Here is a 22,143-nt window from a genome sequence, read left to right as displayed (position 1 = left end):
CTAGCGGTCAATGAGGTCGGTCAGGTTTGCTTCCAGCCCCGATGCATGGCCCATTCGGCGCTGGCGGCCACCAGTACCAGAGCGGCGTAAGTGGCCATTTTTCCGTCTTGTCCCTGAACAAGCAGCCCCCCCACCAGCACCGCCACACCACAAATCGCATGCACCGCCATGCGTCTGCGCACAGGCATCGCCCTGCTCGAACGCAAGACCCAGCGCCCGGCCCAAGGCATGAACGCAGCCATGGCCAATGCAGGCAACACAAAGTTGAACAGGTGCAGGATCAGTTGCCAGACGGTCATGAACAAATGAGGGGGGGCTGGGGATGAGCTGGAAATAGCCTGTGAATTGTGCCCTGAAAGCCCTCGCCTCAGCGCCTTGCAGGACCGACAGATGAGGCTTTCTATAATCAGCGCATGGCAGTTTGGACTCTGGGCTTGAATCACACCACTGCGCCGCTGGATCTGCGCGGCCGGTTTGCCTTCGCCTTGGACCAACTGGCCCCCACCTTGCAGGGTTTGCGCAGTGACTTGGCGCAGCGCAATGCACAGACGCCCGAGGCGGCGATCTTGTCCACCTGCAACCGTACCGAGATCTATTGCGCCGCCGACCAAGCGGCCACCGCCGATACCTTGCGTTGGCTGGCCCAAGCCGGCGGCGTATCCGCACAAGAGCTTCAATCGCACACTTATGTGTTGGAAGGTAACGAAGCCGCCCGACACGCCTTTCGGGTGGCCAGCGGACTCGACTCGATGGTGCTGGGCGAAGCCCAAATCCTGGGTCAGCTCAAAGACGCCGTACGGGCAGCCGAGCAGGCAGGCGCATTGGGCAGCACACTCAACCAGCTGTTTCAGCGCAGCTTTGCTGTCGCAAAAGAAGTGCGCACGGCCACCGAAATTGGCGCCCACTCCATCAGCATGGCCGCCGCTTCGGTCCGATTGGCCAGCCAACTGTTTGAAGACCTCAAAGACATCAAAGTGCTTTTCGTCGGCGCAGGCGAGATGATCGAGTTGGTGGTGACTCACTTTGCGGCCAAACAGCCCCGAGGGATGGCGATTGCCAACCGCAGCCTGGAGCGTGGAGAAAAACTTGCCAGCCGCTTTGGGGCTGAAGTCATGCGTCTGGCCGACCTGCCTGACCGTCTGCACGAGTTCGATGCCGTGATCAGCTGCACCGCGAGCACCCTGCCCCTGATCGGTTTGGGTGCGGTGGAGCGTGCACTCAAAAAACGCAAACACCGCCCCATGTTCATGGTCGATCTGGCCGTGCCACGCGACATTGAACCCGAAGTCAAAGCACTTGAAGACGTCTACCTCTACACCGTGGACGACTTGGCCAGCGTGGTCCAAGCAGGCCAAGCCCAGCGCCAAGCGGCGGTGGCCGATGCCGAGGTCATCATCGACGCGGGGGTGCAAAGCTTCAGCCACTGGCTGGGCCAAAGAGATGCGGTACCACTGATCCAGCAGCTGCACCAACAAGCGGACAACTGGCGTGAAGCCGAACTGGCCCGTGCCCGCAAACTGTTGGCCAAAGGCGATGACGTCGATGCCGTTCTGGAAGCCCTAGCCAAGAGCTTGACGCAGAAGATGCTGCACGGGGCACTGGCTGAGTTGCGCAGCGCTGACCCCGCCCATCGCGAGCAAACCATGCAAGCGGTGCAACGCCTGTTTCTACGACACGAACGTTAGCGTTGACTTAGAGCGGGTTGTGGCTGGCGCGACGACCGTCTCCCCCTCTCTCCTCGTCGGTCGGCGCTTGCGCCCCGAAACATGCAGAAGTCGGCGCTCAAGCGCGGACCTACAACATTTTGGTCGCATGAAACCCTTTTTGATCCAACAACTTGAACGCTACGCCCTGCGACTGACGGAGCTGGACTTTCTACTCTCGCGTGAAGACATCATGGGCGACATGAGTCAGTTCCTGAAGCTCTCGCGGGAACATGCAGAAGTCAGCGCCGTGGCCTCGCGCTTTGCCCGTTTTCAACAGCGACAAGCCGATCTGGCCGACGCACAGACCATGCTGGATGACGCAGACCTTCGGGACATGGCCGAGGAAGAAATAGCCAACGCCAACAGCGAGCTACAAACACTGGAAGCCGAACTGCAACGCATGCTGCTGCCCAAAGACCCGGACGATGCACGCCCGGCATTTATCGAAATCCGTGCAGGGACCGGTGGCGACGAGTCTGCCCTGTTTGCTGCCGACTTGCTGCGCATGTACTCACGTTACGCCGAAAGCCAAGGCTGGAAATGCGAGATCGTGTCGGAATCTGTCAGCGAACTCGGAGGCTACAAAGAAGTCGTGGTCCGAATCGAGGGCCACAACGTGTACGGCACACTGAAATTCGAGTCGGGAGGCCACCGCGTGCAGCGCGTGCCCGCCACCGAAACACAAGGCCGCATCCACACCAGCGCCTGCACCGTCGCGGTATTGGCCGAGCCAGACGAAGCCGAAGCCATCAAGATCAACCCGTCTGACCTGCGCATCGACACCTACCGCGCCAGTGGCGCAGGCGGGCAACACATCAACAAGACCGATTCGGCTGTGCGCATCACCCACTTGCCCACCGGCATTGTGGCCGAATGCCAGGACGGCCGCAGCCAACACGGCAACAAGGCTCAGGCTTTGAAAGTGCTCACGGCCCGCATCCAGGAAAAAGACCGCGCCGAACGCGCCGCCAAAGACGCGGCTGAGCGCAAGAGCCTGATCGGCAGCGGCGACCGTTCGGACCGCATCCGCACCTACAACTTCCCGCAAGGGCGCTTGACCGACCACCGCATCAACCTGACGCTTTACAAGCTGCTGACCATCATGGAAGGCGATTTGCAGGACGTGGTCAACGCCTTGCAAGCCTATGAAGCGGCCGAACAGCTGGCGGCACTGGAAATCGGTGGCACAGCATGAATGCGCCTCTGACCATTGCCCAAAGCCTGCAGCGCGCCCAAGCGCTGGGACTGGCTCGCATCGATGCCCAGCTGCTGCACCTGCACGTGCTGGGACGGGACCCTCACGACCGCGCCTGGCTTCTGGCACACGACACCGACACATTGGACCCCACCGTGACTGAGCGGCTGGAGCTGGCCATGCAACGGCGTATCTCGGGCGAACCTGTGGCATACATCACGGGTTTCAAGGCCTTCTTCGGCCTGAATCTGCAAGTCGATGCCCGTGTGCTCGACCCACGCCCGGACACCGAAACACTGGTGGAATGGGCGCTTGAGCAACTGCCCACAGAAACCACCCAGCGGGTTCTCGACCTGGGCACTGGCAGTGGGGCTGTCGCTTTGGCGTTGCAGCACCACCGACCCCAAAACCAGATCACCGCCGTAGACGCCAGCGCCGACGCGCTGGCCGTTGCGCAAGCCAATGCCCATCGACTTCAGCTCCCGGTGCACTTCATCCACAGCGACTGGATGGCCGCCGTATCCGACCGCTTCGAGATGATTGTTTCGAACCCGCCCTATGTGGTCGATGGCGACCCCCACCTGAGCGCCCTGACGCACGAACCCCTGAGCGCCCTGACCAGTGGTCCCGATGGCCTGGACGACATCCGCCAGATCATCGCCCAGGCCCCCAGTCGCCTCGTCCCGGGAGGCTGGCTTTTGCTCGAACACGGCTGGGACCAGGCCAAAACCGTGCAAACCTTGCTGGACCAAGCTGGGTTTGAGCAGGTCCAGTCACGTCAAGACCTGGCTGGCGTCGATCGCTGCACAGGCGGGCGAAAACCCTTTTGAACTCCCATTCCGCATCCCAACAGCCCTCTGTCGAAAGCAGACTTTCAATCAGAGGGATAATCCATCCCATTGAAAACGGCCCCATTTGGAGTAAAGACCATGAGTGACACCCAGCAACGCATCGACGAACTCGTCAAAGGCAACGACATCACCCTGTTCATGAAGGGCAGCGCCAGCTTCCCCATGTGCGGTTTTTCGGGCCGCGCCATCCAGATCCTGAAGGCCGTCGGTGTCGATCCCAAAACCGTCAAAACCGTGAACGTGCTGGACGATGCAGAAATTCGCCAGGGCATCAAGGAATACAGCAACTGGCCCACCATTCCCCAGCTCTACGTCAAAGGCGAGTTCATTGGCGGCTCGGACATCATGATGGAGATGTACGAATCGGGTGAATTGCAACAGGTCATCAACGGCCAAGCCTGATCTCGACACCAGGGCCGTCAGGCTCTGGCTGAGCACGGCCTTGCTAACTGGGCTCGCGCCAATGAAAAAAGCCAGTCATTTGACTGGCTTTTTTGTTTGGGGCTTTAGCCCTGATCAGCGGAACTTCGACTGGGGAACCGTTTTGAGTTCACCCTCAACGCTGGCCACGTAGCCGGCCAAAGCCTTGAGTTCGGCATTGGAGAATTGCTTGGCGATACCCCCCATGACGCCATTGCTACGGCCCCACGTGGCTTGGTTTTCAACCTTGTAAGACTTCAAAGCCACAAACAGGAAATCTTTGTGCTGGCCAGCGATCTTGGGGTAGCTGGGGTCCACAGGCTTGGAGAAGTTGTCGCCGTGGCAAGACACGCAAGCGCCTTTTTGCAGCAGGGCGGCCACTTTGGCATCAGGTGCCTTGGGGGCCGCGGGCACGGCATCGGTTTTACCGTGCAGTTCGTAATAAGCACCCAGATCGGCCATGTCCTGGTCGCTCAGGCTGTCGGCAATGCCGCGCATGGTGGGATGCTTGCGATCGCCTTTTTTGTAGGCACTCAAGGCCGCCACAATGTATTTGGCATTCTGGCCGGAGATCATCGGGACACGATAGACCTCTGGGAAACTGGCTTGGTAGCCCTTGATACCGTGGCAACCGATGCACATGGCAATCTTCTGCTCTGCGGCTTTGGCATCACCCTTGATCTCTTGGGCATGGGCAGAGATAGCGGTCACAGAGGCGACAGCCAAGGCAAACATTGAGGTCAACAGCTTGTTCATTTTGCTTACACAATCCAAATGATTGATAAAAATCAAATGCGGATTATATCGGGCTGGCCCTCATAATCCTGACAAGCTTCCTTACTGTTTTTGAGAACTGTCCACCATGAAATTCCAAGGTACCGAAAACTACGTCGCCACACAGGACCTGATGCTGGCTGTGAATGCCGCCATCACCCTCAAACGCCCCCTGCTGGTCAAGGGCGAACCCGGCACCGGTAAAACCATGCTGGCCGAGGAAGTGTCTGCTGCCTTGGGGCTGCCTTTGTTGCAGTGGCACATCAAATCGACCACCAAGGCCCAACAAGGTCTGTACGAATACGACGCGGTGAGCCGCCTACGCGACAGCCAGCTGGGCGACGAAAAAGTCAAAGACATTGAAAACTACATCGTCAAAGGTGTGCTCTGGCAGGCCTTCACCTCCGAAACCCCAGTGGCGATCCTGATCGATGAGATCGACAAGGCGGACATCGAATTCCCGAACGACTTGCTGCGCGAGATCGATCGCATGGAGTTTTATTGCTACGAGACACGCCAGCTGATCAAGGCCAAGACCCGGCCCCTGGTGTTCATCACCTCCAACAACGAAAAAGAGCTGCCCGACGCTTTCTTGCGCCGCTGCTTCTTCCACTACATCAAGTTCCCCGAAGCGGACACCATGCGCCAAATCGTGGATGTGCACTTCCCCACGCTCAAAAAAGACTTGCTGGCTTTGGCCCTCAAAACTTTTTACGACGTGCGCGGATTGCCGGGCCTGAAGAAGAAACCCTCCACCAGCGAGCTGCTGGACTGGCTCAAGCTGTTGGTGGCCGAAGACATTCCGCTCGAAGCCTTGCAAAGTGCAGACCAAAAAGTGTCTGTGCCGCCACTGGTAGGCGCCTTGCTCAAGAACGAGCAAGATGTGACCCTGTTTGAGAAGCTGGTTTTCATGAACCAGCGCAACCGTTAAGGCCAGACCATGTCTTCACCCAACCCTTTGCTGGAAGGCATTTCTGACGCGGTCGGTTTTGTCGGTGGCGCGCTGCTGGGTTACTGGGCCGGCAAACTGCTGGGCTGGAACATTTTCAGCTCAGGCTATGACTCGGCCAGCATCGGTGGCATTTTGCTGGTGGGCCTAGGAGGCGGAGGCGGCTTGCATCTGGCCAGATTCTGGCGTGCCAAACAAAAAGACCAAGACACCGATACCTCCTCATGAGCCAGTGGATCGCCCCTCCCTCATTGACCGGTCAGCATCTGATGCTGGTGCCATTGACTGTCGGGCACCATGACGACTTGGTCGAAGCTGTGCGCGATGGTGAGCTGTGGAATCATTGGTACACCGCCATCCCCACACCCGAAGGCATGGCGGCTGAAATTGCGCGTCGCCTCGATCTACAAGCCAAGGGCAGCATGTGTCCGTTTGCCGTGATCGATGCCACATCGGGCCAGGCTGTGGGCATGACCACCTACATGAACATCGACGCCGTCAATCGCCGTGTCGAAATCGGCTCCACTTGGTACCGCCAAAGCGTGCAACGCAGCCCGCTCAACACCGAAGCGAAGCGCATGCTGCTGGCCCACGCCTTTGAACAGTTGAACTGCATTGCGGTGGAGTTCCGCACGCACTTCTTCAACCACCAAAGCCGCCGTGCCATTGAACGCCTGGGGGCCAAGCTGGACGGCGTGCTGCGCAGCCACCAAATCAACCCGCACCCGTTGGCCGCAGGCGCGCTGCGTGACAGCTGCGTCTACAGCATCATTGCCAGCGAATGGCCCAGTGTGCGTGCACATCTGGACTTTCAATTGAGCCGCTCACGCCTCAAGGACACACGGCCATGCTGATCGATTTTTTCTATACCCTGCGCGCGGCCAAGCTGCCTGTATCGGTGCGCGAGTACCTGACACTGCTTGAAGCCCTGCAGGCCAATGTGGTCGGCCCGGCGTCGGACGCCTGCAGCATCGACGATTTTTACCACCTGGCCCGCACAGTCATGGTCAAAGACGAAAAGCACTTCGACAAGTTCGACAAGGCTTTTGGCGCTTACTTCAAGGGCGTCGAAATGCTGACCGACTTCACCAAAGAAGTGCCGCTCGACTGGCTCGAAAAAATCTTGCAAAAGGAACTCACGCCCGAACAAAAAGCCGCCATCGAGAAGATGGGCTGGGACGAGCTGATGGACACGCTCAAAAAGCGTCTCGAAGAACAAAAAGAACGCCACGAAGGCGGCAACAAGTGGATCGGCACGGGCGGCACCTCGCCCTTTGGCAACGGTGGCCACAACCCACAGGGCATCCGCATCGGTGGCAAAGGTGGCAACAAAAGCGCCGTCAAGGTGTGGGAGCAACGCGCCTACAAAGACTATGACGACCAGCAAGAACTGGGCACCCGCAACATCAAGGTGGCGCTGCGCCGCTTGCGCCGCTTTGCACGCGAAGGCTCGCATGACGAGCTGGATCTGGACGGCACCATCCGACAAACAGCGGCCAATGCGGGCTATCTCGACATCTTGATGCGGCCTGAGCGCCACAACAATGTGAAAGTGCTGCTGCTCATGGACGTGGGCGGCACCATGGACGACCACATCGCCCGGGTCGAAGAGATGTTTTCGGCCGTGAAGGCCGAATTCAAACACTTGGACTTTTATTACTTCCACAACTGCGTCTATGACTTCATGTGGAAGAACAACAAACGCCGCTACGCCGAAAAATTCCCGACTTGGGACATCCTGCGCAAGTACAACAAGGATTACAAGCTGATCTTCATCGGGGACGCGACCATGAGCCCCTATGAAATTTTGCAAAAAGGCGGCAGCGTCGAATACAACAACGAAGAGGCCGGGGCCGAATGGCTACAACGCCTGACGCACACCTTCCCCAAATTCGCCTGGATCAACCCCGAGCCGCAAGGCGTGTGGCAATACCGTCAGAGCATCTCGATCGTTCAGCAGCTCATGAGCAACCGCATGTTCCCACTGACCCTCAAGGGGTTGGAGGATGCGATGCGCCTGCTGAGCAAGTAACCACCCGACTAGGCAGGTTGCGCTCCAGGGCCGCAATCAGGTCTTTGTACTCGAACGGCTTCATCAAATAGTCGTTCACACCCGCTGCAAAGAAACGCTCCCGGTCTTCGTTGAAGCCTCCTGCGGTCAAGGCCACGATCGGCAAGTCCTGGTGGGCGGAGTTCTGCCGGATGATTTGGGTCGCCTCCAGGCCACCCAGCACAGGCATCTGCATGTCCATCAGCACCAGGTCGTAGGGCGTTGCATTGACGCGCTGGACCGCCTCGGCACCATTTTCTGCGGTGTCAACACGGGCCCCAGCCAGCGCCAGCAGCTGCTGAAGCACATCGCGCATGGACACGTTGTCTTCTACCAACAACACGTGCAGCGCCTGCGCCAATCGGGGCATCACGGCCGCAGGCACATCTTCAGAGGGCATGCGCAGACCCTCGGGCGCCAGTGGCAATTGCACCGTGAACCAGAAAGTCGACCCCTCGCCCTCTTGAGACAGCACCCCGACATCGCCGCTCATCAGTTGGGCCAAACTTTTGCAAATGGACAGCCCCAAGCCCGTACCCCCATGAAAGCGTGTTTGCTCGTTGTCGCCTTGCACAAACCCCTCAAACACCTTGGCCTGAAGTTCAGGCGACAGGCCCGCACCAGTGTCTTGCACCTCAAAGCGCAGACGCTCCCCCGGGACATCCCCTTCACAGCCACTCACAGTCACCCGGACATGGCCGCGCTCAGTGAACTTGACCGCGTTGCCCACCAGGTTCAACAGTGCCTGCGTCAACCGCTGTGCATCGCCGCGGCGCTGCGTCACCACACCGGGCGCAATCACGGCGCTGTAGTGCAACCCTTTGCGTGCGCAGCTGTCACTGACCAAGTCACCGACTTGCTGCAACACCTCGTTCACATCCAGCGGCGCATGCTGCAGCACCAGCTTGCCATGCTCGAGTTTCGACAAATCCAAAATGTCGTTGATGATGCCCCGCAACAAGCGCCCAGCGCTTTTGCTTTTTTGCAGCAAAGTGCGTTGCTGAGCCGTGAGCGAGGTGCTCAGCACCAGCTCGGTAGACGCCAGAATGGCGCTCATGGGCGTGCGGATTTCATGGCTGATGTGCGCCAGAAATTCGGTCTTGGCGGCGTTGGATTTTTCGGCCATTTGCCGCGCCTCGCGCAAGCTGTCTTCATACTGCCGTCGCTGACTGATGTCACGCGTCACGCCCAGAATTTCAAGCAACACCCCACTGGCACTCATCACCGGAAAAGCCAACACCTCGGTCCAGAAGCAGGAACCATCGTTTCGCCAGTATTCCAGATCACCCCGGAACTGTGGTGGTGCTTTGCCCTGCTGAACAGCAGTCCCCACCTCGGCAAAGTAATGCAGCACCGCATCGCGTGATTCAGGGGTGAGTGTTTCATCAATGCTTTGCAGCTTGGCTTGCTCGGGCGTAACACCACGAAGCACCTCCACCGCGGGGCTGACATAGGTCAACACACCCAAAGGGCTCATGGTCCAGACCACATCGCGAGCGCTGTCGGCCAACAAGCGAAGCCGTTGTTCACTGACTCGCAGTTGCTCTTCGTCGTGCGTGGATGCGAAGAGGCGGCGTAAGGTCTTGAGGATCAAATGGCGCATTTTTGGATTATCGATCAGCAGCGATCGACCTCACACACCCCGGCCCGGCATTCATCCCGCACCTGCGGCCTGTAAAATGCACGCCTGGCCACCGTAGTTCAATGGATAGAACTCTCCCCTCCTAAGGGAGTGATACAGGTTCGATTCCTGTCGGGGGCACCACATCACCCATTTCACAGATTGTGCAAATGCATGAGTCGATGCATTCAACTGCCGCCGCGTCTATCCACACTCATCAAAAAATCGAAAGATTTTTATGCTTAAAAAAATGGCAGCCATGCTGGTGTTATGCACATTGGCAGCATGCACTGAGAATAACACTACAGACACAGTGACACTCGAACAAGCCCGCGCTGAACACGAAAGCGGCAAAGTGGTGCTGATTGACATCCGGGAAAAGCCAGAACACTTGACCGGTGTCGCCCAAGGCGCGGTCCTGCTGCCCATGAGCGAGTTGGCGCAGAAACAATCACAGATCCCCAAGGACTCCACCCAGCCTGTGCTACTGATTTGCAATACACAAAATCGCTCAAAAGCCACTTTTGACATGCTCAAACAGCAGGGTTATAAAAACGTTCGCTATGTCGAAGGCGGCATGAGCCAATGGGCAGCTAAGGGCTGGCCATTGGTAGCGCCTCGCTGAGCAGCGCAATGACCAACATGAAATTCATACAAGACTATTGGCCCATGATGGCTTTGGCACTTTGGTTTGGCTACAAATGGTGGAATGCCCGACGAGTCATCGCCTTGCTGCCTCAACTGAAAACGCAAGGGGCCATCCTTTTGGATGTTCGGTCTGAAGCCGAGTTTGCCTCCGGCAATGCGCCCGGCACCCGCAACATTCCACTCAATGAACTGGGTCAGCATTTGGGCAGCATTCCAAAAACTTCACCCGTGGTGGTAGGTTGTGCGAGCGGCACACGCAGTGGCATGGCCAAGTTGATGTTAAAGAAGAACGGCTACCAACGCGTTTACAACATCGGTGCATGGCGCAATTTCATGTCTTGAACACAAATCAAGGCAGTGCCATCATGATGAACAGCCATCAACAAAAAGAGCTTTTGGAAGCCACGGCTTGGTTGCGCCCGGTGACACGCTGGGCTGCAGCCTTTTCCATTCGCTGGTCGGGCGTTTTGCCTTCCGGGATCAGGAACTTGCCATTGAAAATCGTCAAACGGATCTTGGCGAATTATCAAACACGAATGAGCTCAGGCTGCAAGACGCAGCGCTGATGCGTTTTGCAGTGGATCAACGCGGTTGCCCAAAATCGAGGTTGTTGCAAGCCTCGCACTCGTCCTGAAAAATGCCCAGCTTGACCAGCAAAGCATGAACCTCACAACCCAGACAAAAGCCCAGCACCGTTTCCATCCACATAAAGCCCAAGCACACCCAAACCATCACCAAAGGCAACCAGCGTGGCAAATATTGTTCGGTCGTGGGCAGAACCTGACTTTGGAAGATGAAGTTGACCGCTGCAGCGAACTTCTCAGGGTGAAAAAACACCAGACAAACACTGATCATGGAGGCCCCGATGGTCCATGCAAACCGTTTGGGCGCCAAGGGCTTCCACACAGGACGAGCACGGCGGGCCAGCAAGGTCGACAGCCAGATGGTCGGTGAGAGGTATGCCGTTCTCACACTCATGCCTGCGAGCATTTCAAACAAGGCATAAAACAGCAGCCATGTCTGCACGGTGTAGTCGTAGGTTCGGCGCACCGCTTCGACCATGTAAAGAATGCGGTTGTCAAAGTCGAGTTCAAACGTGTCCTTGATCACTTCACCGGTGACGATCCACCGACTGCCAAACACGATGTCCCACAAGGTGAAGGCCATGAAGATCGGAATGGCCAGCATGATGCCTGCACGGATGCGAACAGCCGTGTCGTTGATGAATGGCGTCATGTCATCACGGCTTCTGAACCACAGCAGTGACCAGGTATTTGCAGTCTCAGTATTTGAATCGGCCATTTGTCTCCCCTTTTTTAAACCCGTCAGAAGGCGTCTTTTTCGGCTTCGAGATACGCTAGGCTGATGTATTTGCCGATGTTCCCGTCAAAGCCCTGCATCGTCTTGGCGCGAGCCGCGACTCTGGGGTCCTTGAGCACCATGCTGCGGGCATCGGACTCAGACTTGCCATCCTTGACCGCTTGCAAACAAGGCTCCCAAATGCCCGCCATGAACTCGCCATAGGTCATGAGCAAATCCTTGCTGCCTTGGCCATGGCCAGGCACCCACAGTTGCTCCCCGGCTGCAGCCATCAGGGCTTTGTAGTATTTGAACGTGCCAGCATAGGAGCCTTCGTCCATGTTCGCAATGCGGTTGCCCATGGCGATATCGCCCACAGCGGTGAGCTTGTCCTCCACCACCTCCACACACAAGTCGGATGGCGTGTGGGCCGTGCCGTAGTGGTGCATTCGGAAACTCACGTCCCCAATGCGAACGACTTGTCCGGGCTTGACGATCGTGTTGGGCAAAACCACTTCAGTGCCCAAAGTAGACTGGTTGGTCCAGCGCTCCATCAGGCTACGCCACAAATTGCCCTCAGCGCCTTTGAGCTTGTCAATCGTGCTGGACAACGCATAAATCGGCAGCTGCTTGCCATAGGCTTTGACGAAGGCATGGTTGCCCAGCCAATGGTCGCCATGGTAGTGGCTGTTGAAGACCGCAACGACCGGCTTGTCCGTCACTTTGCGGATCATGCGGATGGCCATTTGACCAATTTGCAACGAGGCCCCCGAGTCGATGACCACCACACCGGCAGTGGTCACCACGAAGATCACGTTGGACATCATTCCGCGGTTTTCGGGGGTCGGGAAACCATCGGGGGAAAAGATCATCCAGACGTGTGGCGACAACTGTTTAGCGGGAATGTCCTTCACAGGCGGTCCTTCAATGAAGTCCTGTGCCTGTTGCGCCAACAAACGTGCCTCTGGCCAAAGTGCCACACCGCAGGTCGCTGCAGTGGCCATCAAAAAATGTCTTCTTTTCATGATGATTCCCCTTCAACTGCAGCGCTGACAGTCGGACTTGCGGCTGTCAGCGCCCTCATGCCTGATCAAGCAACATAACCCTGATTGGGCAATCCGCCTGTGATCTTGGGGGCATTGAGCTTGCGCGGTTTGATGCGCCCACCTGGCTGCGTCTTGAGCCAAGTCTCGACCACTTCCCACACTTGCTTGTTACCTTGATTGCGCGCCTCTTCGGCCACAGGCGCCCAACCGGCCACTTTGTACTTCTTGCCGGCTTCGATCAACTGACCATTGAGGCGCATGTCACCGATACGTGTACCGATCTTGCCCAAGGGGTTGCAGCTGTAGCTCATGCCGCCCACGCGCACCATGTCACCCCCTTGCTGATAGTAAGGGTCGGGGTTGAAGAGGTTGTCGCACACGTCTTCCAAAACCGTTTTGATGGTCTCACCCGCCATCTCGGTCACCGTGGCATACGAGTACGTTGTGGCCGTCATGTCCAGCAACCACTCGCGTGTGATGTCCTGCCCGGGCAAGAGCGAAGTGCCCCAACGGAAGCCGGGCGAGAACGCGATTTCAGCGCCTTGCACGTCCAGCAAGGCATCCACCAAGAGTTGGTCACCTGTGCCGTTGAAGTTGCCACGGCGGTAGAGCAAGCCTTCCGAGACGCCAAGCTTCTCGGACAACTTGGCTTCATAGGGCGCACGGATCTTGGTGATCAAGGCATCCATTTCCTTGTCGGCAGGCAGCATGTTCGAGAACACGGGCAGCAGCTTGTAACGGAAGTCACTGACCTTTTTGTCCTTCACATCAAAGTCGAGCACGCCCAAGAACTTGCCGTTGGAGCCCGCATTGGTGACGATGGTTTTGCCCCCCTTGTTGGACACCAGGCTGGCGACAGGCATGCCGTCGTGGGTGTGGCCACCCATGATGGCATCGATGCCACTGACTCGGCTGGCCATTTTCAAGTCCACGTCCATGCCGTTGTGGCTGATGACGACGACGACCTGCGCACCTTTGCCGCGGGCTTCGTCCACCATTTTTTGCATGTTGTCGTCCTGGATACCAAAGGCCCAGTCAGCCACCATGTAACGGGGGTTCGCAATCGGTGTGTAGGGGAATGCCTGGCCGATGATGGCGCAAGGTACGCCATTGATCTCGCGAATCACATAAGGCTTGAACACTGGATCGCCAAAGTCATTGGTCTTGACGTTTTGCGCGACGAAATCCACTTTGCCTGCGAAGTCTTTCTCAACAATTTCCTTCACACGCTCCATGCCCAAAGTAAATTCCCAGTGGCCCGTCATCACGTCCACACCCAGCAACTTGCAGGCATCGACCATGTCCTGGCCGTTGGTCCACAAGCATGTGCCAGAACCCTGCCAGGTGTCACCACCGTCGAGCAGCAATGCGCCTGGGCGGCTGGCCTTCATGCGCTTGACCAAGGTGGCCAAATGCGCAAAACCACCGACTTTGCCGTAACGCTTCGCTGCTTTTTCGTAATCGAGGTAAGTCAGTGCGTGCGCTTCTGCCGAGCCCGGACGAATTTTGACCACTTTGAGCAAATGCTCGCCCACCAAGTGAGGCAAATTGCCCTGCATGGAACCAATGCCCATGTTGATGCTCGGCTCACGGAAATAAATGGGCTTGAGCTGCGCATGGCAATCGGTCATGTGCAAGAAAGACACATTGCCGAACTTGGGGATGTCATACAGGCCATTGGCGGCGGTTGCTGCACTGGCTTCGGCAAACTTGCCCATGCTCATGCCGGCCATGGTGCCTGCGCCCATCACTTGGATGAATTCACGTTTGGTCAGATTCATATTTGCACTCACTGATGTATTGATGGCAAAAAAACCCGGACAAGCCGGGTTTGAAATTCATTATTGGTTGACTGGTGACTTGGGGTCGAGCAACAAACCCACAATGTGGCGAACTTGTGTTTCATTGAGGATGCCCATGTGACCTGCACGTGGCATGTTGGAACAGGCGTTGTAGGCCTTGGAGTTCCAAATCTTGCCCCAGGTGTATTCCACAATCGGTTTGCTCTCCACACTGTTGGGATCGGTCACGCCCCGGATCTTGCCGTAGTTGTAGAGGCTTGGGCCAATCGTGCCAAAGGAAATTTCTTCCTTGCTGATTTGGTGACAGTTGTAGCAATTGCCACCATTCACATCGGTGGCTTTATCGGTCCAAGTCAAGCCACGACCACTTTGGGCGATTTTTTCACCCTCTTTCCAGTCACCGATGAACTTGCCATCCGATGGCCATTTGATGGCCTTCAGGTTCATCTCTTCAATTGCCTTGGCGGTCTTTTCATCGAGGGGTTTACCCATCACATCGGCATCGCTGCATGCGCGATTGGTTTCATCGGTATTGAGCACACGATCGACCGTGGCGATGCCCTGGTCACGGAAGGATGCTTTGACGATTTTGCTGGTCAATTCATTGAGCTCGGCCACTGACGGGCCCGATGCACAACCGACCACCAACAATGCTGTGGCCAAGCCGGTCAAGACAAAAACGATGTTCTTTTTCATGGTGATCACCTTCAATAATTAGCGCTTGATGGCTGGAGCCGCCGAGGCCGAGCCTTTGGAGTTCACCCCCAAATAGGTGGCCAAAGCCAAGGTGGCATCACTGCCAAAACCGGGATAGGGAAAGCGTTGCTGACGGTAGCAATCGTTCAAACGCAGCTGCATGCCCCACATTTGGCCATTGGATACACGGTAAGCGGGCCAAGCACCAAAGCCAACACCATCACCTGGATTTTTGGTGAGCATGGGCAAATCTTGCAAACGAATGCGCTTGCCTTCTTCACCGTGGCAAGAAGCACACGAGAAGTCGTGAGGACCACCGCGTTGGAAAAACAGACGCTTGCCGACTTCGTAGAACGTCTTTTCCTGCGGGTGCGCTTGCGACAAATTGAAGCGCATGCCCTTGGATTCTGCAGCGATCCAGGTGGCCAATGCGGTCACATTGTTTTGCTCACCTCGGCCAAAGGGTGTCTTGTAAATTTCTGCCGCATTGAATCCCTGCAGTGTTTCCATGCAGGTGACCAAGCGTGTTTCCAAATCTTGCACGCGTTGTGTGTCTGCAAAGTAGCGGGGCAACTCCACGAACACCCCTTTGACCACACCGGGCCCCTTGCCCAGATCGCACTTTTCGAGGCTGGCATTTTTTGGACCGCGCTTTTGTGTCCACAAGCCCTCGCCTTTGGCCTCAAACAATTCTGAAGGATTGCCATCTTGGAGCATTGCACGGTATTCATCAATACCTTGACTGGCGGTCTTTTGCGCCATGGCTGAAACTGCAGACATGGCCAGCAAGGAGGCCAGGGTCATTGTGGTCGCGTATTTCATGCGTCACCTCTTTGATTAATTCTGGAAACGAAAAAAGGGTGAAGCTCTGACTTCACCCTTTTGGACACAAGCACGTTATCAGGAAACTGTGGCTTCGTCTGTACGGGTATCACCCTTGTTGTCTTTCCAAGTCACGGCGACTTTGTCACCCGCCTTGGCACCCTTGATGGCAAATTGCATGAAGGGGTTTTTGGACACTGCGGGGCCCCATTCGGCGGCCAGCACTTGCTTGCCGTTCAAAGAGGCTGTCACTTCCTGGATGTACCAGGCAGGGACCAGTTTGCCAGCGGCATCTTTGCGCTGACCAGATTCCATCTCGTGGCTCATGAGAACACGGACGGTGGCTTTGTCGCCGGAGGCTTGGGCACGAATGCGCATTGGATCTGCCATTTTTTTCTCCTAATCTTTCAATGATTCTGTTGAAAAGCAATCGGGCGATTAACCGCCGCAACCACCCAAAGTAACTTTGACTTCTTTCTTGGCGAACAAAGCCTTGCCATCGGCCATGATGGCCACAGCGTAAACGTCAGACGACTGGCCCATTTTGGCGCGGGTCGCGAAGTTGGCTTCAACAGCATCGCTCACGTGGAACATGGCCACCAAAGCAGCGGGGTTCTTTTCAACCAGGATCAACAGTTGTTTGACGCCCGCCAAAGAGGTGCTGGCACCCAAAGGCACCACGGCACCGTTTTCTGCGATGTCTGGACCGGTGATGGTCACGTCTTTGCTTTCAGCCATGCTGGCTGCGCCAAAGGCCTTGGCTGCATCCTGAACGGATTTGGCTTCAAAGCCAGCCTTATTGAAAGCTGCTTGGGCAAATTGTGGGAAGCCAGCCGAAGCCAGCAAGCCTGCGACCACAGCGCTCTGCTTGAGTGTCTCGCGACGAGTTTGCATCTGATATCTCCTTGAAGTTGAATGATGCTAGTGAAATTGGTTCAGCAGTACAACGGATGAAACCCGAATTACTTGCTGGCCCCTTTGGAAATCCATTCGGCAATTTTTTTGGCGTCTGCATCTGGCAGCGTCTGGGGTGGCATCGGGATCGGACCCCAAACACCCGATCCACCGGCTTTGATCTTGCCTACCAAATAGTCGACCTTGCCTGAGTGCTTTTTGGCAATCTCGTTGAAGCCTGGGCCGACCACTTTTTTGTCCACACCATGGCAAGCCGTGCAGCTGTACTTGTTCAGCAAGGCAATGGCGGCTTTGGCCTCGGTGTTTTCGGGCTTGGCAGGTGCCGCTGCGGCAGGTGCTGCAACTGCAGGCATACCGGCTTTGGCTTCAGGCTTTGTCGTGTCAACACCAATTTGCTGGCCAACCAAGCGGTTTTGCTCCGCCAAGTTGCCATGGGCATTGCGCGCAAAGTCAGGCAAGAAGGAAGCCACTTTAGGCTCAGGTGTGCAGTCTTTCATGCACAGCTTGTTGGCCGTATCAGGTGCTTTCACACCACCAAACTCATTGCCAGGCCACATGGCGTGTTGGGTCGTCATGCCGTTGCGGTTGGGCATGCGGGCTTGCACTTCAGCGATGTTTTTATCGGACAGTGTGAAGTTTTCTGGCACGACATTGGCCAAATTCAGCAAGAAGGCTGTGACCGAATAAACCTCTTCGGTCGTCAGCGACTTGGGTGCGGTCCATGGCATGGCGCGGTTGATGTAGTCCCACAAAGTGGAAACCGTCGCCACCTTCATGATGGTGGTGCGACCCGGATAGTCTGAGCGATTCAAGTTGGCAACACGGCCATTCTTGATGTCCTCGGCCGTGGTTCCGCCAATCAGGGGACTGAACACTTCACCGGATTCACCAAACACACCATGGCAATGTGCACATTTGCCTTCCCAAACATCTTGACCTTTGGCCACAGTACCCGAACCAGCAGGCAAACCTTTGAAGTCAGGGCGAACATCGATGTCCCACTTGGCCACTTCTTTGGGCGTGGCATCACGGCCCACACCTGGATACTTGCTTGTTTGCGCAGAAGCCAAACCCGCCACCGCCAGCAAGGCGGCCGTCAAAACGGCATTACGAAACCTGGACATTTTTCACCTCACCGTTTTCCTGAACCAACCACGACTGGATGGCGTTGTTGTGATAGATCGAACGCGTGCCACGGACACCACGCAGTTGTTGGTATGTGGGTTGCACATGACCTGTTTCGTCTTGCGCACGACTTTGGATGATGGCGGGCTTGCCATCCCAGACCCAGTCGAGGTTAAAACGTGACAAAGCTTTGGACAGCACGGGCGTCTCCAGACGTGCTTGACGCCAGTTACGGCCACCGTCTGTGGAGACGTCCACGCGCTTGATCTTGCCCTTGCCCGACCAAGCCAGACCGGTGATGTTGTAAAAACCTTTGTCGAGCAGCACCTGACCACCGGAGGGCGTGGTCACCACGCTCTTGACTTCCTGGAGGTTGGTGTACTGGCGATGCAAGCCACCGGGTTGCAAATCGATGTAGTGAATCGCTTCATCCTTGGCTGCATAGGGCTTGTCACCCACTTCGATGCGGCGCAGGTATTTGACCCAGCTCACACCTTGCACACCTGGCACGATCAAGCGCAGGGGATAACCGTTTTCTGGGCGCAGCATTTCGCCGTTTTGACCGTAGGCCACCAGCACTTCACCGGAAGTGATCAAGCTCATGGGGATGGTGCGCGTCATGGACGAGCCATCACCACCTTCAGCCAAAACGAACTTAGCGTTTTTCAAGTCAGCGCCAGCCAACTCGAGCAAAGTGATCAAGGGCACGCCCGTGAACTCGCTGCACGACAACATACCGTGGGTGTATTGCACGGTGGGCACAGCCACGTTACCCCAGTCGACCGCGGTGTTGGCACCGCATTCGATGAAGTGAAAGCGCGAGACAGAAGGCAAACGCATGATCTCGTCCATGGTCAGGACCATGTTCTTTTTGACCATGCCGTTGATCATGAAGCGGTGCTTGGACGGATCGATGTCCCACCAGCCCTGGTGGTGGCGCTCGAAGTGCAAGCCGCTGGGCGTGACGATGCCAAACAAGGACTGCAGTGGCGCAAACGACACCGAAGCTTGTGTGGTTTGTGTCAGGCCTGGGCTTTGACGACGCTGCAAGTTCGATTCAAATTTAGATGGCTTACCGTAACCCTCAACAGCCACACCTTGACCCAGATTGGTCGCGTGCTCAGGAAGGTTCAGGATGTTGGGGTCACCACCCTCGGTCGGCACTGGGTTGCCCTGAGCCATCGCCATGGGCGCAGCGGCACCCGCAGCAGCCGCTGCAAATGCGTTGCGAATGAAATCACGGCGGCCTTTTTTGCCTTCGGCAAAGACCTCCTTGATGCCACTTTGGGTCAGGAAGTTTTCAGGTGCTTTTTGCACCCTTCCCGAGTTGATGCTGTCTTCTTTCACACAAACTCCTCGTTTTGAGTTGTCAATTCACGTCCGCTTCAATGGCAACTTGTGTGCACACGGCACGACAAACCACCACAGCTGTCTCGTCTGCAATCCGATAAAACATTTGAGCACCTTGGCGTCGCTTACCCAAAACACCCGATCTGTACATGATGTTCAGATGCTGGGACATATTGGGTTGGGCCACACCGATGCTCTCGAGCAATTGCCCAACATTCTTTTCGCCCTGGCACAACTGGCTGATGATGCGCAGACGGATAGGCGTCGACAGTACGGCAAATAACTCAGCCGCTTTGTCAAAAACCTCATCGATCTCATCACTCATGCACTGCTTGCCATTAGGTTCGTATATTCGGATGTGCGAATATATACGATAAATGATTAATCTGAATCAGGGATTACACGGGGAGCACATCCTGATCAGGACAAACCCTGATCAGGAGTGACTTAACCAGGCAATCAATACCGGTAACTCAACATCAACTGGTAGTTGGTCTGGCTGTGGGAAATAGGGGCCCCTTGACCGGAGGTCACACTGACTTTGGGGGCATGAGACACAGCGACGTCCATAGACACCTGATCATTAAATTTATGACCAATACCTGCCGTCAGGTGAGACTTAACGATCGCTGGAAACAAAGGGTGCACATAAGCATCAGGAACAGGATTGGACGCATGGCTATAACCCCCACGCAACACTGTCGACTCATTTACACGGTAGGCCCCACCCAACGAAACGACCGTCTGATCTTTCCAGTTTTGATCCATAGCGAATTGCAACGGTTGACCTGCATTGAAAGTCATCAAAAATTTCTTCATCACCGAAGACCATCCAATGTTTTTAATGTCCGCCACCAAGGTCAATGCCGGACTGGCCTTGTAAGCACCGCCAATGGTTGTTACAGCGGGCATTTGGAAGTCGTGAATGGTCAATTTCCCAGACATCGTGGCGCCGATCACGCCAAAAGAGCTATCGTAAATGGTGAACGTCGCACCAGTTGCCGAGGTGGTCATATCTGCCAGATTGGTTTTTAGCTGATGACTAAACCCCAATGTCAGATCAGGCGTAGCCTCCAACACTGCGCCAAATTTTCCAGTCCAGCCCGTCGACTTGGCCGCACCTGAAAAGTCATTTGAATTTGAAAAATCGAGTCGCCCGTAACTGGGGTTTCCCATTGGCCCAGGCGTCCCTGACGTTCCAAGCGCCGCAGAACTCCCTGGATTAGCAGAGTCCATCATCGCATTCAGGTTTACACGATTCGTTGTCATCTGCATGTCCATGCTGGCCCAGGAATAATCCAGCGAGACGCCTACACTCAGTTGCGGGTTAACACGGTAAGCCAGCGGGAAGATCACGCGGCCAACGCCCAACTCAGAACGCATATTGGCCATCATTCCAGCGTTTGGACCGAATTCAGTGCCCATTCCACCTTGACCGAACATACCAACACCCCATGTGAACTGGTCATTTTTTTTGACCCAACCCACTGCAGGCATGACATAGGATGTTCCATCAGACTTCTGCCCCATAGCCGACACATTGGGACCCAGAACACCCAAAGCGATATCTGCCCGTGTACCGTTTGCACCCAATTGCAAGGTTGCAGGATTGTTCATCATCCCCGCAGTTCCATTGTCATATGCAGCAGCAGCACCGCCCATCGATAAGGCCTGAGGGCCATAACCCTCCATCAACATGCCATTCGTCGCCCAAGCTGCAGAGCCTGTGGCCAAAACAGCCGCCACCACGGTGGCACGCAAAGTGTTGATTTTCTTCATGCTTGTCTCCTCGTTGTTTCAGATGATCAGAATTCGCCTTTGGAGCCGCGCTCCATCATTTCCCAGATGGTGTCGCGCACGGCTTGCGCTTCTTCTTTCAATGGAGAAGGCAACTTACGCCCCATCTTGACCATCATGTCCATGTTGAGGGTGTAGAGCCAAAGGCCGTCTTCTTTCTCAACCATGGAGACTCGGCAAGGCAGATAAGCGGCCATGTGTGGGCTGAAGTCCACCATGCGGCGGGCCGTAGCGGGAGTGCAGAACGAATACACCGTCAACAATTTTTGTTTTTGACCGGTTCGTGCTTCGAGTTCTTTGGACAATGGCAGCGTGCCCACATCTTTCATGTTGCGCTCCGTGGCGACTTGCTTCAGGACTTGCTCCACCTCGTTAGCTGTGATACCGGCTTTGACTTTGCGCTCCCAAGTGGTGGCGATCGCGATATCACCATTGCCTTCGACCCAGCGATCCCACATGCGACTGGCTTCTGCACCAGCGCCAGATTCAAGCTTGCCCATCGTGTTGATGGTGCCGCAGCCTGTCAACCAAACCGAGCTGGCCAAAACGCCCCACTTCACCCATGTCCAAGATTTGCGCATGTATTTCTCCTTCAGATCTGCTGCAATCAAACTGGCAACAATGTCAAATCACACTGCCGCCCCTTGATTTGGATCATCCCTTAGATCAATAAAGGCTAATATAGGAAATACCCTATATAAGTGAAGGTTTATTTAAATTTGTAGTGGTCTCTGTTCAATACTGCGGCGACGGCATTGACCTCTTCAGGGAACATGCCCATGTTCAGCTCTGTGTTGCACTGCTCGACCATGCCACGCAACAAGCCTGGCGTATTGATGCGTCCCTTGGGTTTGTAGATGGCGCTGCCGTCTCCAGGGACTTTGGTGGCGTGGCATGCCACACACTTGTTTTCATCAATCAGCTTTTGGCCCAACTTCAGGTCAGCGCCATTGAATATGGCGGGTTGCGCTTGAACCCCCATCAAAGCAGCAGACAGACAAAACACAAACGTCCATTTCAAGCTTGTCATCATGGGTTCACTCCAAAAAAAACCGCTCTTCGGTTACCCGAAGAGCG

Annotated in this window: 27 protein-coding genes and 1 tRNA gene; 12 read left to right on the top strand and 16 right to left on the bottom strand. The window is 56.0% G+C overall.

Translation table 11 applies throughout. From position 1 onward, the window contains the following. Positions 1-20 precede the first annotated feature (20 nt). Positions 21-299: a hypothetical protein gene (locus tag B9Z37_RS13725; RefSeq protein ID WP_108313578.1), complete on the bottom strand. Its 279-nt coding sequence runs from the start codon at positions 297-299 to the stop codon at positions 21-23. Between the two features lie 114 nt (positions 300-413). Between B9Z37_RS13725 and hemA the strand changes: the two genes are divergently transcribed. The 4 genes from hemA (at position 414) to grxD (ending at position 4,154) form a co-directional block, all read left to right on the top strand. After that, positions 414-1,685, top strand: a complete 1,272-nt coding sequence (gene hemA / locus B9Z37_RS13720; protein ID WP_108313577.1) for a glutamyl-tRNA reductase — start codon at positions 414-416, stop codon at positions 1,683-1,685. 127 nt (positions 1,686-1,812) lie between these two features. Next, positions 1,813-2,901 carry a peptide chain release factor 1 gene (gene prfA, locus B9Z37_RS13715; protein WP_108313576.1) on the top strand — a complete coding sequence of 363 codons (1,089 nt, stop codon included), beginning with the start codon at positions 1,813-1,815 and terminating at the stop codon, positions 2,899-2,901. Beyond that, positions 2,898-3,731, top strand: coding sequence for a peptide chain release factor N(5)-glutamine methyltransferase (prmC, locus tag B9Z37_RS13710; protein WP_108313575.1), 834 nt, complete (start codon positions 2,898-2,900; stop codon positions 3,729-3,731). Before prfA ends, prmC begins: the two co-directional genes overlap by 4 nt. A 99-nt stretch (positions 3,732-3,830) precedes the next feature. Then, positions 3,831-4,154 carry a Grx4 family monothiol glutaredoxin gene (gene grxD / locus B9Z37_RS13705; protein WP_108285042.1) on the top strand — a complete coding sequence of 108 codons (324 nt, stop codon included), beginning with the start codon at positions 3,831-3,833 and terminating at the stop codon, positions 4,152-4,154. A gap of 114 nt (positions 4,155-4,268) precedes the next feature. On the opposite strand, the gene B9Z37_RS13700 is transcribed toward grxD, so the two are convergent. Next, on the bottom strand, positions 4,269-4,928 hold the full coding sequence (locus B9Z37_RS13700; RefSeq protein ID WP_108313574.1) for a c-type cytochrome: 660 nt from the start codon (positions 4,926-4,928) through the stop codon (positions 4,269-4,271). A gap of 106 nt (positions 4,929-5,034) precedes the next feature. On the opposite strand from B9Z37_RS13700, the gene B9Z37_RS13695 reads away from it, so the two are divergent. Genes B9Z37_RS13695 through B9Z37_RS13680 form a run of 4 tightly spaced genes read left to right on the top strand, consistent with a single transcriptional unit; the run spans position 5,035 to position 7,927 of the window. Beyond that, a complete protein-coding gene (locus tag B9Z37_RS13695) occupies positions 5,035-5,877 on the top strand; it encodes an AAA family ATPase (RefSeq protein WP_108313573.1) in 843 nt (280 codons plus the stop codon). A 9-nt stretch (positions 5,878-5,886) separates the two neighbouring features. Further along, positions 5,887-6,123: a hypothetical protein gene (locus B9Z37_RS13690; RefSeq protein ID WP_108313572.1), complete on the top strand. Its 237-nt coding sequence runs from the start codon at positions 5,887-5,889 to the stop codon at positions 6,121-6,123. Then, positions 6,120-6,749 (top strand): GNAT family N-acetyltransferase, encoded by a 630-nt coding sequence (locus B9Z37_RS13685; RefSeq protein WP_108313571.1) that lies wholly within the window; start codon positions 6,120-6,122, stop codon positions 6,747-6,749. Before B9Z37_RS13690 ends, B9Z37_RS13685 begins: the two co-directional genes overlap by 4 nt. Then, positions 6,743-7,927: a vWA domain-containing protein gene (locus B9Z37_RS13680; protein WP_108313570.1), complete on the top strand. Its 1,185-nt coding sequence runs from the start codon at positions 6,743-6,745 to the stop codon at positions 7,925-7,927. The genes B9Z37_RS13685 and B9Z37_RS13680 overlap by 7 nt, the downstream gene beginning before the upstream one ends. Here the strand turns inward: B9Z37_RS13680 and B9Z37_RS13675 are convergent. Beyond that, positions 7,887-9,548 carry a PAS domain-containing hybrid sensor histidine kinase/response regulator gene (locus tag B9Z37_RS13675; protein ID WP_108313569.1) on the bottom strand — a complete coding sequence of 554 codons (1,662 nt, stop codon included), beginning with the start codon at positions 9,546-9,548 and terminating at the stop codon, positions 7,887-7,889. The two genes, B9Z37_RS13680 and B9Z37_RS13675, sit on opposite strands and share 41 nt — an antisense overlap. An 87-nt stretch (positions 9,549-9,635) precedes the next feature. Between B9Z37_RS13675 and B9Z37_RS13670 the strand changes: the two genes are divergently transcribed. From B9Z37_RS13670 to B9Z37_RS13655, 4 genes are all read left to right on the top strand, one after another. Then, a tRNA-Arg gene (locus B9Z37_RS13670) sits at positions 9,636-9,710 on the top strand. A gap of 106 nt (positions 9,711-9,816) precedes the next feature. Next, the gene (locus B9Z37_RS13665; protein ID WP_240606735.1) at positions 9,817-10,191 is read left to right on the top strand and encodes a rhodanese-like domain-containing protein; all 375 of its coding nucleotides are present in this window, start codon (positions 9,817-9,819) and stop codon (positions 10,189-10,191) included. Between the two features lie 17 nt (positions 10,192-10,208). Further along, complete coding sequence (locus tag B9Z37_RS13660) at positions 10,209-10,556, top strand: rhodanese-like domain-containing protein (RefSeq protein WP_108313658.1); 348 nt, start codon at positions 10,209-10,211, stop codon at positions 10,554-10,556. Then, positions 10,535-10,780 (top strand): hypothetical protein, encoded by a 246-nt coding sequence (locus B9Z37_RS13655; RefSeq protein ID WP_108313568.1) that lies wholly within the window; start codon positions 10,535-10,537, stop codon positions 10,778-10,780. Before B9Z37_RS13660 ends, B9Z37_RS13655 begins: the two co-directional genes overlap by 22 nt. A 16-nt stretch (positions 10,781-10,796) precedes the next feature. Here the strand turns inward: B9Z37_RS13655 and B9Z37_RS13650 are convergent, their stop codons facing one another. The 13 genes from B9Z37_RS13650 to B9Z37_RS13590 all read right to left on the bottom strand — a co-directional run bounded on the left by B9Z37_RS13650 (position 10,797) and on the right by B9Z37_RS13590 (position 22,099). Continuing rightward, positions 10,797-11,450 carry a DUF4395 family protein gene (locus B9Z37_RS13650; protein ID WP_240606734.1) on the bottom strand — a complete coding sequence of 218 codons (654 nt, stop codon included), beginning with the start codon at positions 11,448-11,450 and terminating at the stop codon, positions 10,797-10,799. An 89-nt stretch (positions 11,451-11,539) separates the two neighbouring features. Continuing rightward, positions 11,540-12,538 carry an MBL fold metallo-hydrolase gene (locus tag B9Z37_RS13645; protein WP_108313566.1) on the bottom strand — a complete coding sequence of 333 codons (999 nt, stop codon included), beginning with the start codon at positions 12,536-12,538 and terminating at the stop codon, positions 11,540-11,542. Positions 12,539-12,603: 65 nt separating this feature from the next. Continuing rightward, positions 12,604-14,340, bottom strand: coding sequence for a thiosulfohydrolase SoxB (gene soxB, locus B9Z37_RS13640; protein WP_108313565.1), 1,737 nt, complete (start codon positions 14,338-14,340; stop codon positions 12,604-12,606). Positions 14,341-14,400: 60 nt separating this feature from the next. Continuing rightward, entirely contained in the window at positions 14,401-15,057 is a 657-nt protein-coding gene (gene soxX / locus B9Z37_RS13635; RefSeq protein ID WP_108313564.1) for a sulfur oxidation c-type cytochrome SoxX, read from the bottom strand. Positions 15,058-15,075: 18 nt separating this feature from the next. Beyond that, positions 15,076-15,819, bottom strand: a complete 744-nt coding sequence (soxA, locus tag B9Z37_RS13630) for a sulfur oxidation c-type cytochrome SoxA (RefSeq protein ID WP_407067241.1) — start codon at positions 15,817-15,819, stop codon at positions 15,076-15,078. Positions 15,820-15,957: 138 nt separating this feature from the next. After that, a complete protein-coding gene (soxZ, locus tag B9Z37_RS13625; RefSeq protein WP_199227503.1) occupies positions 15,958-16,269 on the bottom strand; it encodes a thiosulfate oxidation carrier complex protein SoxZ in 312 nt (103 codons plus the stop codon). A 48-nt stretch (positions 16,270-16,317) separates the two neighbouring features. Then, entirely contained in the window at positions 16,318-16,773 is a 456-nt protein-coding gene (gene soxY, locus B9Z37_RS13620; RefSeq protein ID WP_108313561.1) for a thiosulfate oxidation carrier protein SoxY, read from the bottom strand. A gap of 68 nt (positions 16,774-16,841) precedes the next feature. Then, positions 16,842-17,918, bottom strand: a complete 1,077-nt coding sequence (locus B9Z37_RS13615; RefSeq protein ID WP_108313560.1) for a c-type cytochrome — start codon at positions 17,916-17,918, stop codon at positions 16,842-16,844. Next, positions 17,902-19,266, bottom strand: a complete 1,365-nt coding sequence (gene soxC, locus B9Z37_RS13610; RefSeq protein WP_240606733.1) for a sulfite dehydrogenase — start codon at positions 19,264-19,266, stop codon at positions 17,902-17,904. Before soxC ends, B9Z37_RS13615 begins: the two co-directional genes overlap by 17 nt. 22 nt (positions 19,267-19,288) lie before the next feature. Next, the gene (locus B9Z37_RS13605) at positions 19,289-19,594 is read right to left on the bottom strand and encodes an ArsR/SmtB family transcription factor (RefSeq protein WP_108313559.1); all 306 of its coding nucleotides are present in this window, start codon (positions 19,592-19,594) and stop codon (positions 19,289-19,291) included. 134 nt (positions 19,595-19,728) lie between these two features. Continuing rightward, positions 19,729-21,048, bottom strand: coding sequence for an OmpP1/FadL family transporter (locus tag B9Z37_RS13600; RefSeq protein WP_108313558.1), 1,320 nt, complete (start codon positions 21,046-21,048; stop codon positions 19,729-19,731). Between the two features lie 26 nt (positions 21,049-21,074). Next, positions 21,075-21,647: a DUF302 domain-containing protein gene (locus B9Z37_RS13595; protein ID WP_108313557.1), complete on the bottom strand. Its 573-nt coding sequence runs from the start codon at positions 21,645-21,647 to the stop codon at positions 21,075-21,077. A gap of 128 nt (positions 21,648-21,775) precedes the next feature. Then, positions 21,776-22,099, bottom strand: coding sequence for a hypothetical protein (locus B9Z37_RS13590; protein ID WP_240606732.1), 324 nt, complete (start codon positions 22,097-22,099; stop codon positions 21,776-21,778). Positions 22,100-22,143 lie beyond the last annotated feature (44 nt).

This window comes from Limnohabitans parvus II-B4 (assembly GCF_003063455.1).
Classification (GTDB): domain Bacteria; phylum Pseudomonadota; class Gammaproteobacteria; order Burkholderiales; family Burkholderiaceae_C; genus Limnohabitans_A; species Limnohabitans_A parvus.
The sequence above is the reverse complement of the archived record's forward strand: the minus strand, read 5'-3'. Positions and strand labels throughout refer to the sequence as shown.

Coding starts and splice junctions, on each gene's coding strand:
- prmC (WP_108313575.1), top strand. CDS start 2,898: ATGAATGCGCCTCTGACCATTGCCCAAAGCCTGCAGCGCGCCCAAGCG.
- B9Z37_RS13660 (WP_108313658.1), top strand. CDS start 10,209: ATGAAATTCATACAAGACTATTGGCCCATGATGGCTTTGGCACTTTGG.
- B9Z37_RS13595 (WP_108313557.1), bottom strand. CDS start 21,647: ATGCGCAAATCTTGGACATGGGTGAAGTGGGGCGTTTTGGCCAGCTCG.
- B9Z37_RS13690 (WP_108313572.1), top strand. CDS start 5,887: ATGTCTTCACCCAACCCTTTGCTGGAAGGCATTTCTGACGCGGTCGGT.
- B9Z37_RS13650 (WP_240606734.1), bottom strand. CDS start 11,450: ATGACGCCATTCATCAACGACACGGCTGTTCGCATCCGTGCAGGCATC.
- B9Z37_RS13680 (WP_108313570.1), top strand. CDS start 6,743: ATGCTGATCGATTTTTTCTATACCCTGCGCGCGGCCAAGCTGCCTGTA.
- soxB (WP_108313565.1), bottom strand. CDS start 14,340: ATGAATCTGACCAAACGTGAATTCATCCAAGTGATGGGCGCAGGCACC.
- B9Z37_RS13615 (WP_108313560.1), bottom strand. CDS start 17,918: ATGTCCAGGTTTCGTAATGCCGTTTTGACGGCCGCCTTGCTGGCGGTG.
- B9Z37_RS13600 (WP_108313558.1), bottom strand. CDS start 21,048: ATGAAGAAAATCAACACTTTGCGTGCCACCGTGGTGGCGGCTGTTTTG.
- B9Z37_RS13605 (WP_108313559.1), bottom strand. CDS start 19,594: ATGAGTGATGAGATCGATGAGGTTTTTGACAAAGCGGCTGAGTTATTT.
- soxY (WP_108313561.1), bottom strand. CDS start 16,773: ATGCAAACTCGTCGCGAGACACTCAAGCAGAGCGCTGTGGTCGCAGGC.
- B9Z37_RS13695 (WP_108313573.1), top strand. CDS start 5,035: ATGAAATTCCAAGGTACCGAAAACTACGTCGCCACACAGGACCTGATG.
- B9Z37_RS13700 (WP_108313574.1), bottom strand. CDS start 4,928: ATGAACAAGCTGTTGACCTCAATGTTTGCCTTGGCTGTCGCCTCTGTG.
- B9Z37_RS13725 (WP_108313578.1), bottom strand. CDS start 299: ATGACCGTCTGGCAACTGATCCTGCACCTGTTCAACTTTGTGTTGCCT.
- soxZ (WP_199227503.1), bottom strand. CDS start 16,269: ATGGCAGATCCAATGCGCATTCGTGCCCAAGCCTCCGGCGACAAAGCC.
- hemA (WP_108313577.1), top strand. CDS start 414: ATGGCAGTTTGGACTCTGGGCTTGAATCACACCACTGCGCCGCTGGAT.
- soxX (WP_108313564.1), bottom strand. CDS start 15,057: ATGAAAAAGAACATCGTTTTTGTCTTGACCGGCTTGGCCACAGCATTG.
- B9Z37_RS13665 (WP_240606735.1), top strand. CDS start 9,817: ATGGCAGCCATGCTGGTGTTATGCACATTGGCAGCATGCACTGAGAAT.
- B9Z37_RS13685 (WP_108313571.1), top strand. CDS start 6,120: ATGAGCCAGTGGATCGCCCCTCCCTCATTGACCGGTCAGCATCTGATG.
- B9Z37_RS13645 (WP_108313566.1), bottom strand. CDS start 12,538: ATGAAAAGAAGACATTTTTTGATGGCCACTGCAGCGACCTGCGGTGTG.
- grxD (WP_108285042.1), top strand. CDS start 3,831: ATGAGTGACACCCAGCAACGCATCGACGAACTCGTCAAAGGCAACGAC.
- prfA (WP_108313576.1), top strand. CDS start 1,813: ATGAAACCCTTTTTGATCCAACAACTTGAACGCTACGCCCTGCGACTG.
- soxA (WP_407067241.1), bottom strand. CDS start 15,819: ATGGCGCAAAAGACCGCCAGTCAAGGTATTGATGAATACCGTGCAATG.
- B9Z37_RS13675 (WP_108313569.1), bottom strand. CDS start 9,548: ATGCGCCATTTGATCCTCAAGACCTTACGCCGCCTCTTCGCATCCACG.
- B9Z37_RS13590 (WP_240606732.1), bottom strand. CDS start 22,099: ATGATGACAAGCTTGAAATGGACGTTTGTGTTTTGTCTGTCTGCTGCT.
- B9Z37_RS13655 (WP_108313568.1), top strand. CDS start 10,535: ATGGCGCAATTTCATGTCTTGAACACAAATCAAGGCAGTGCCATCATG.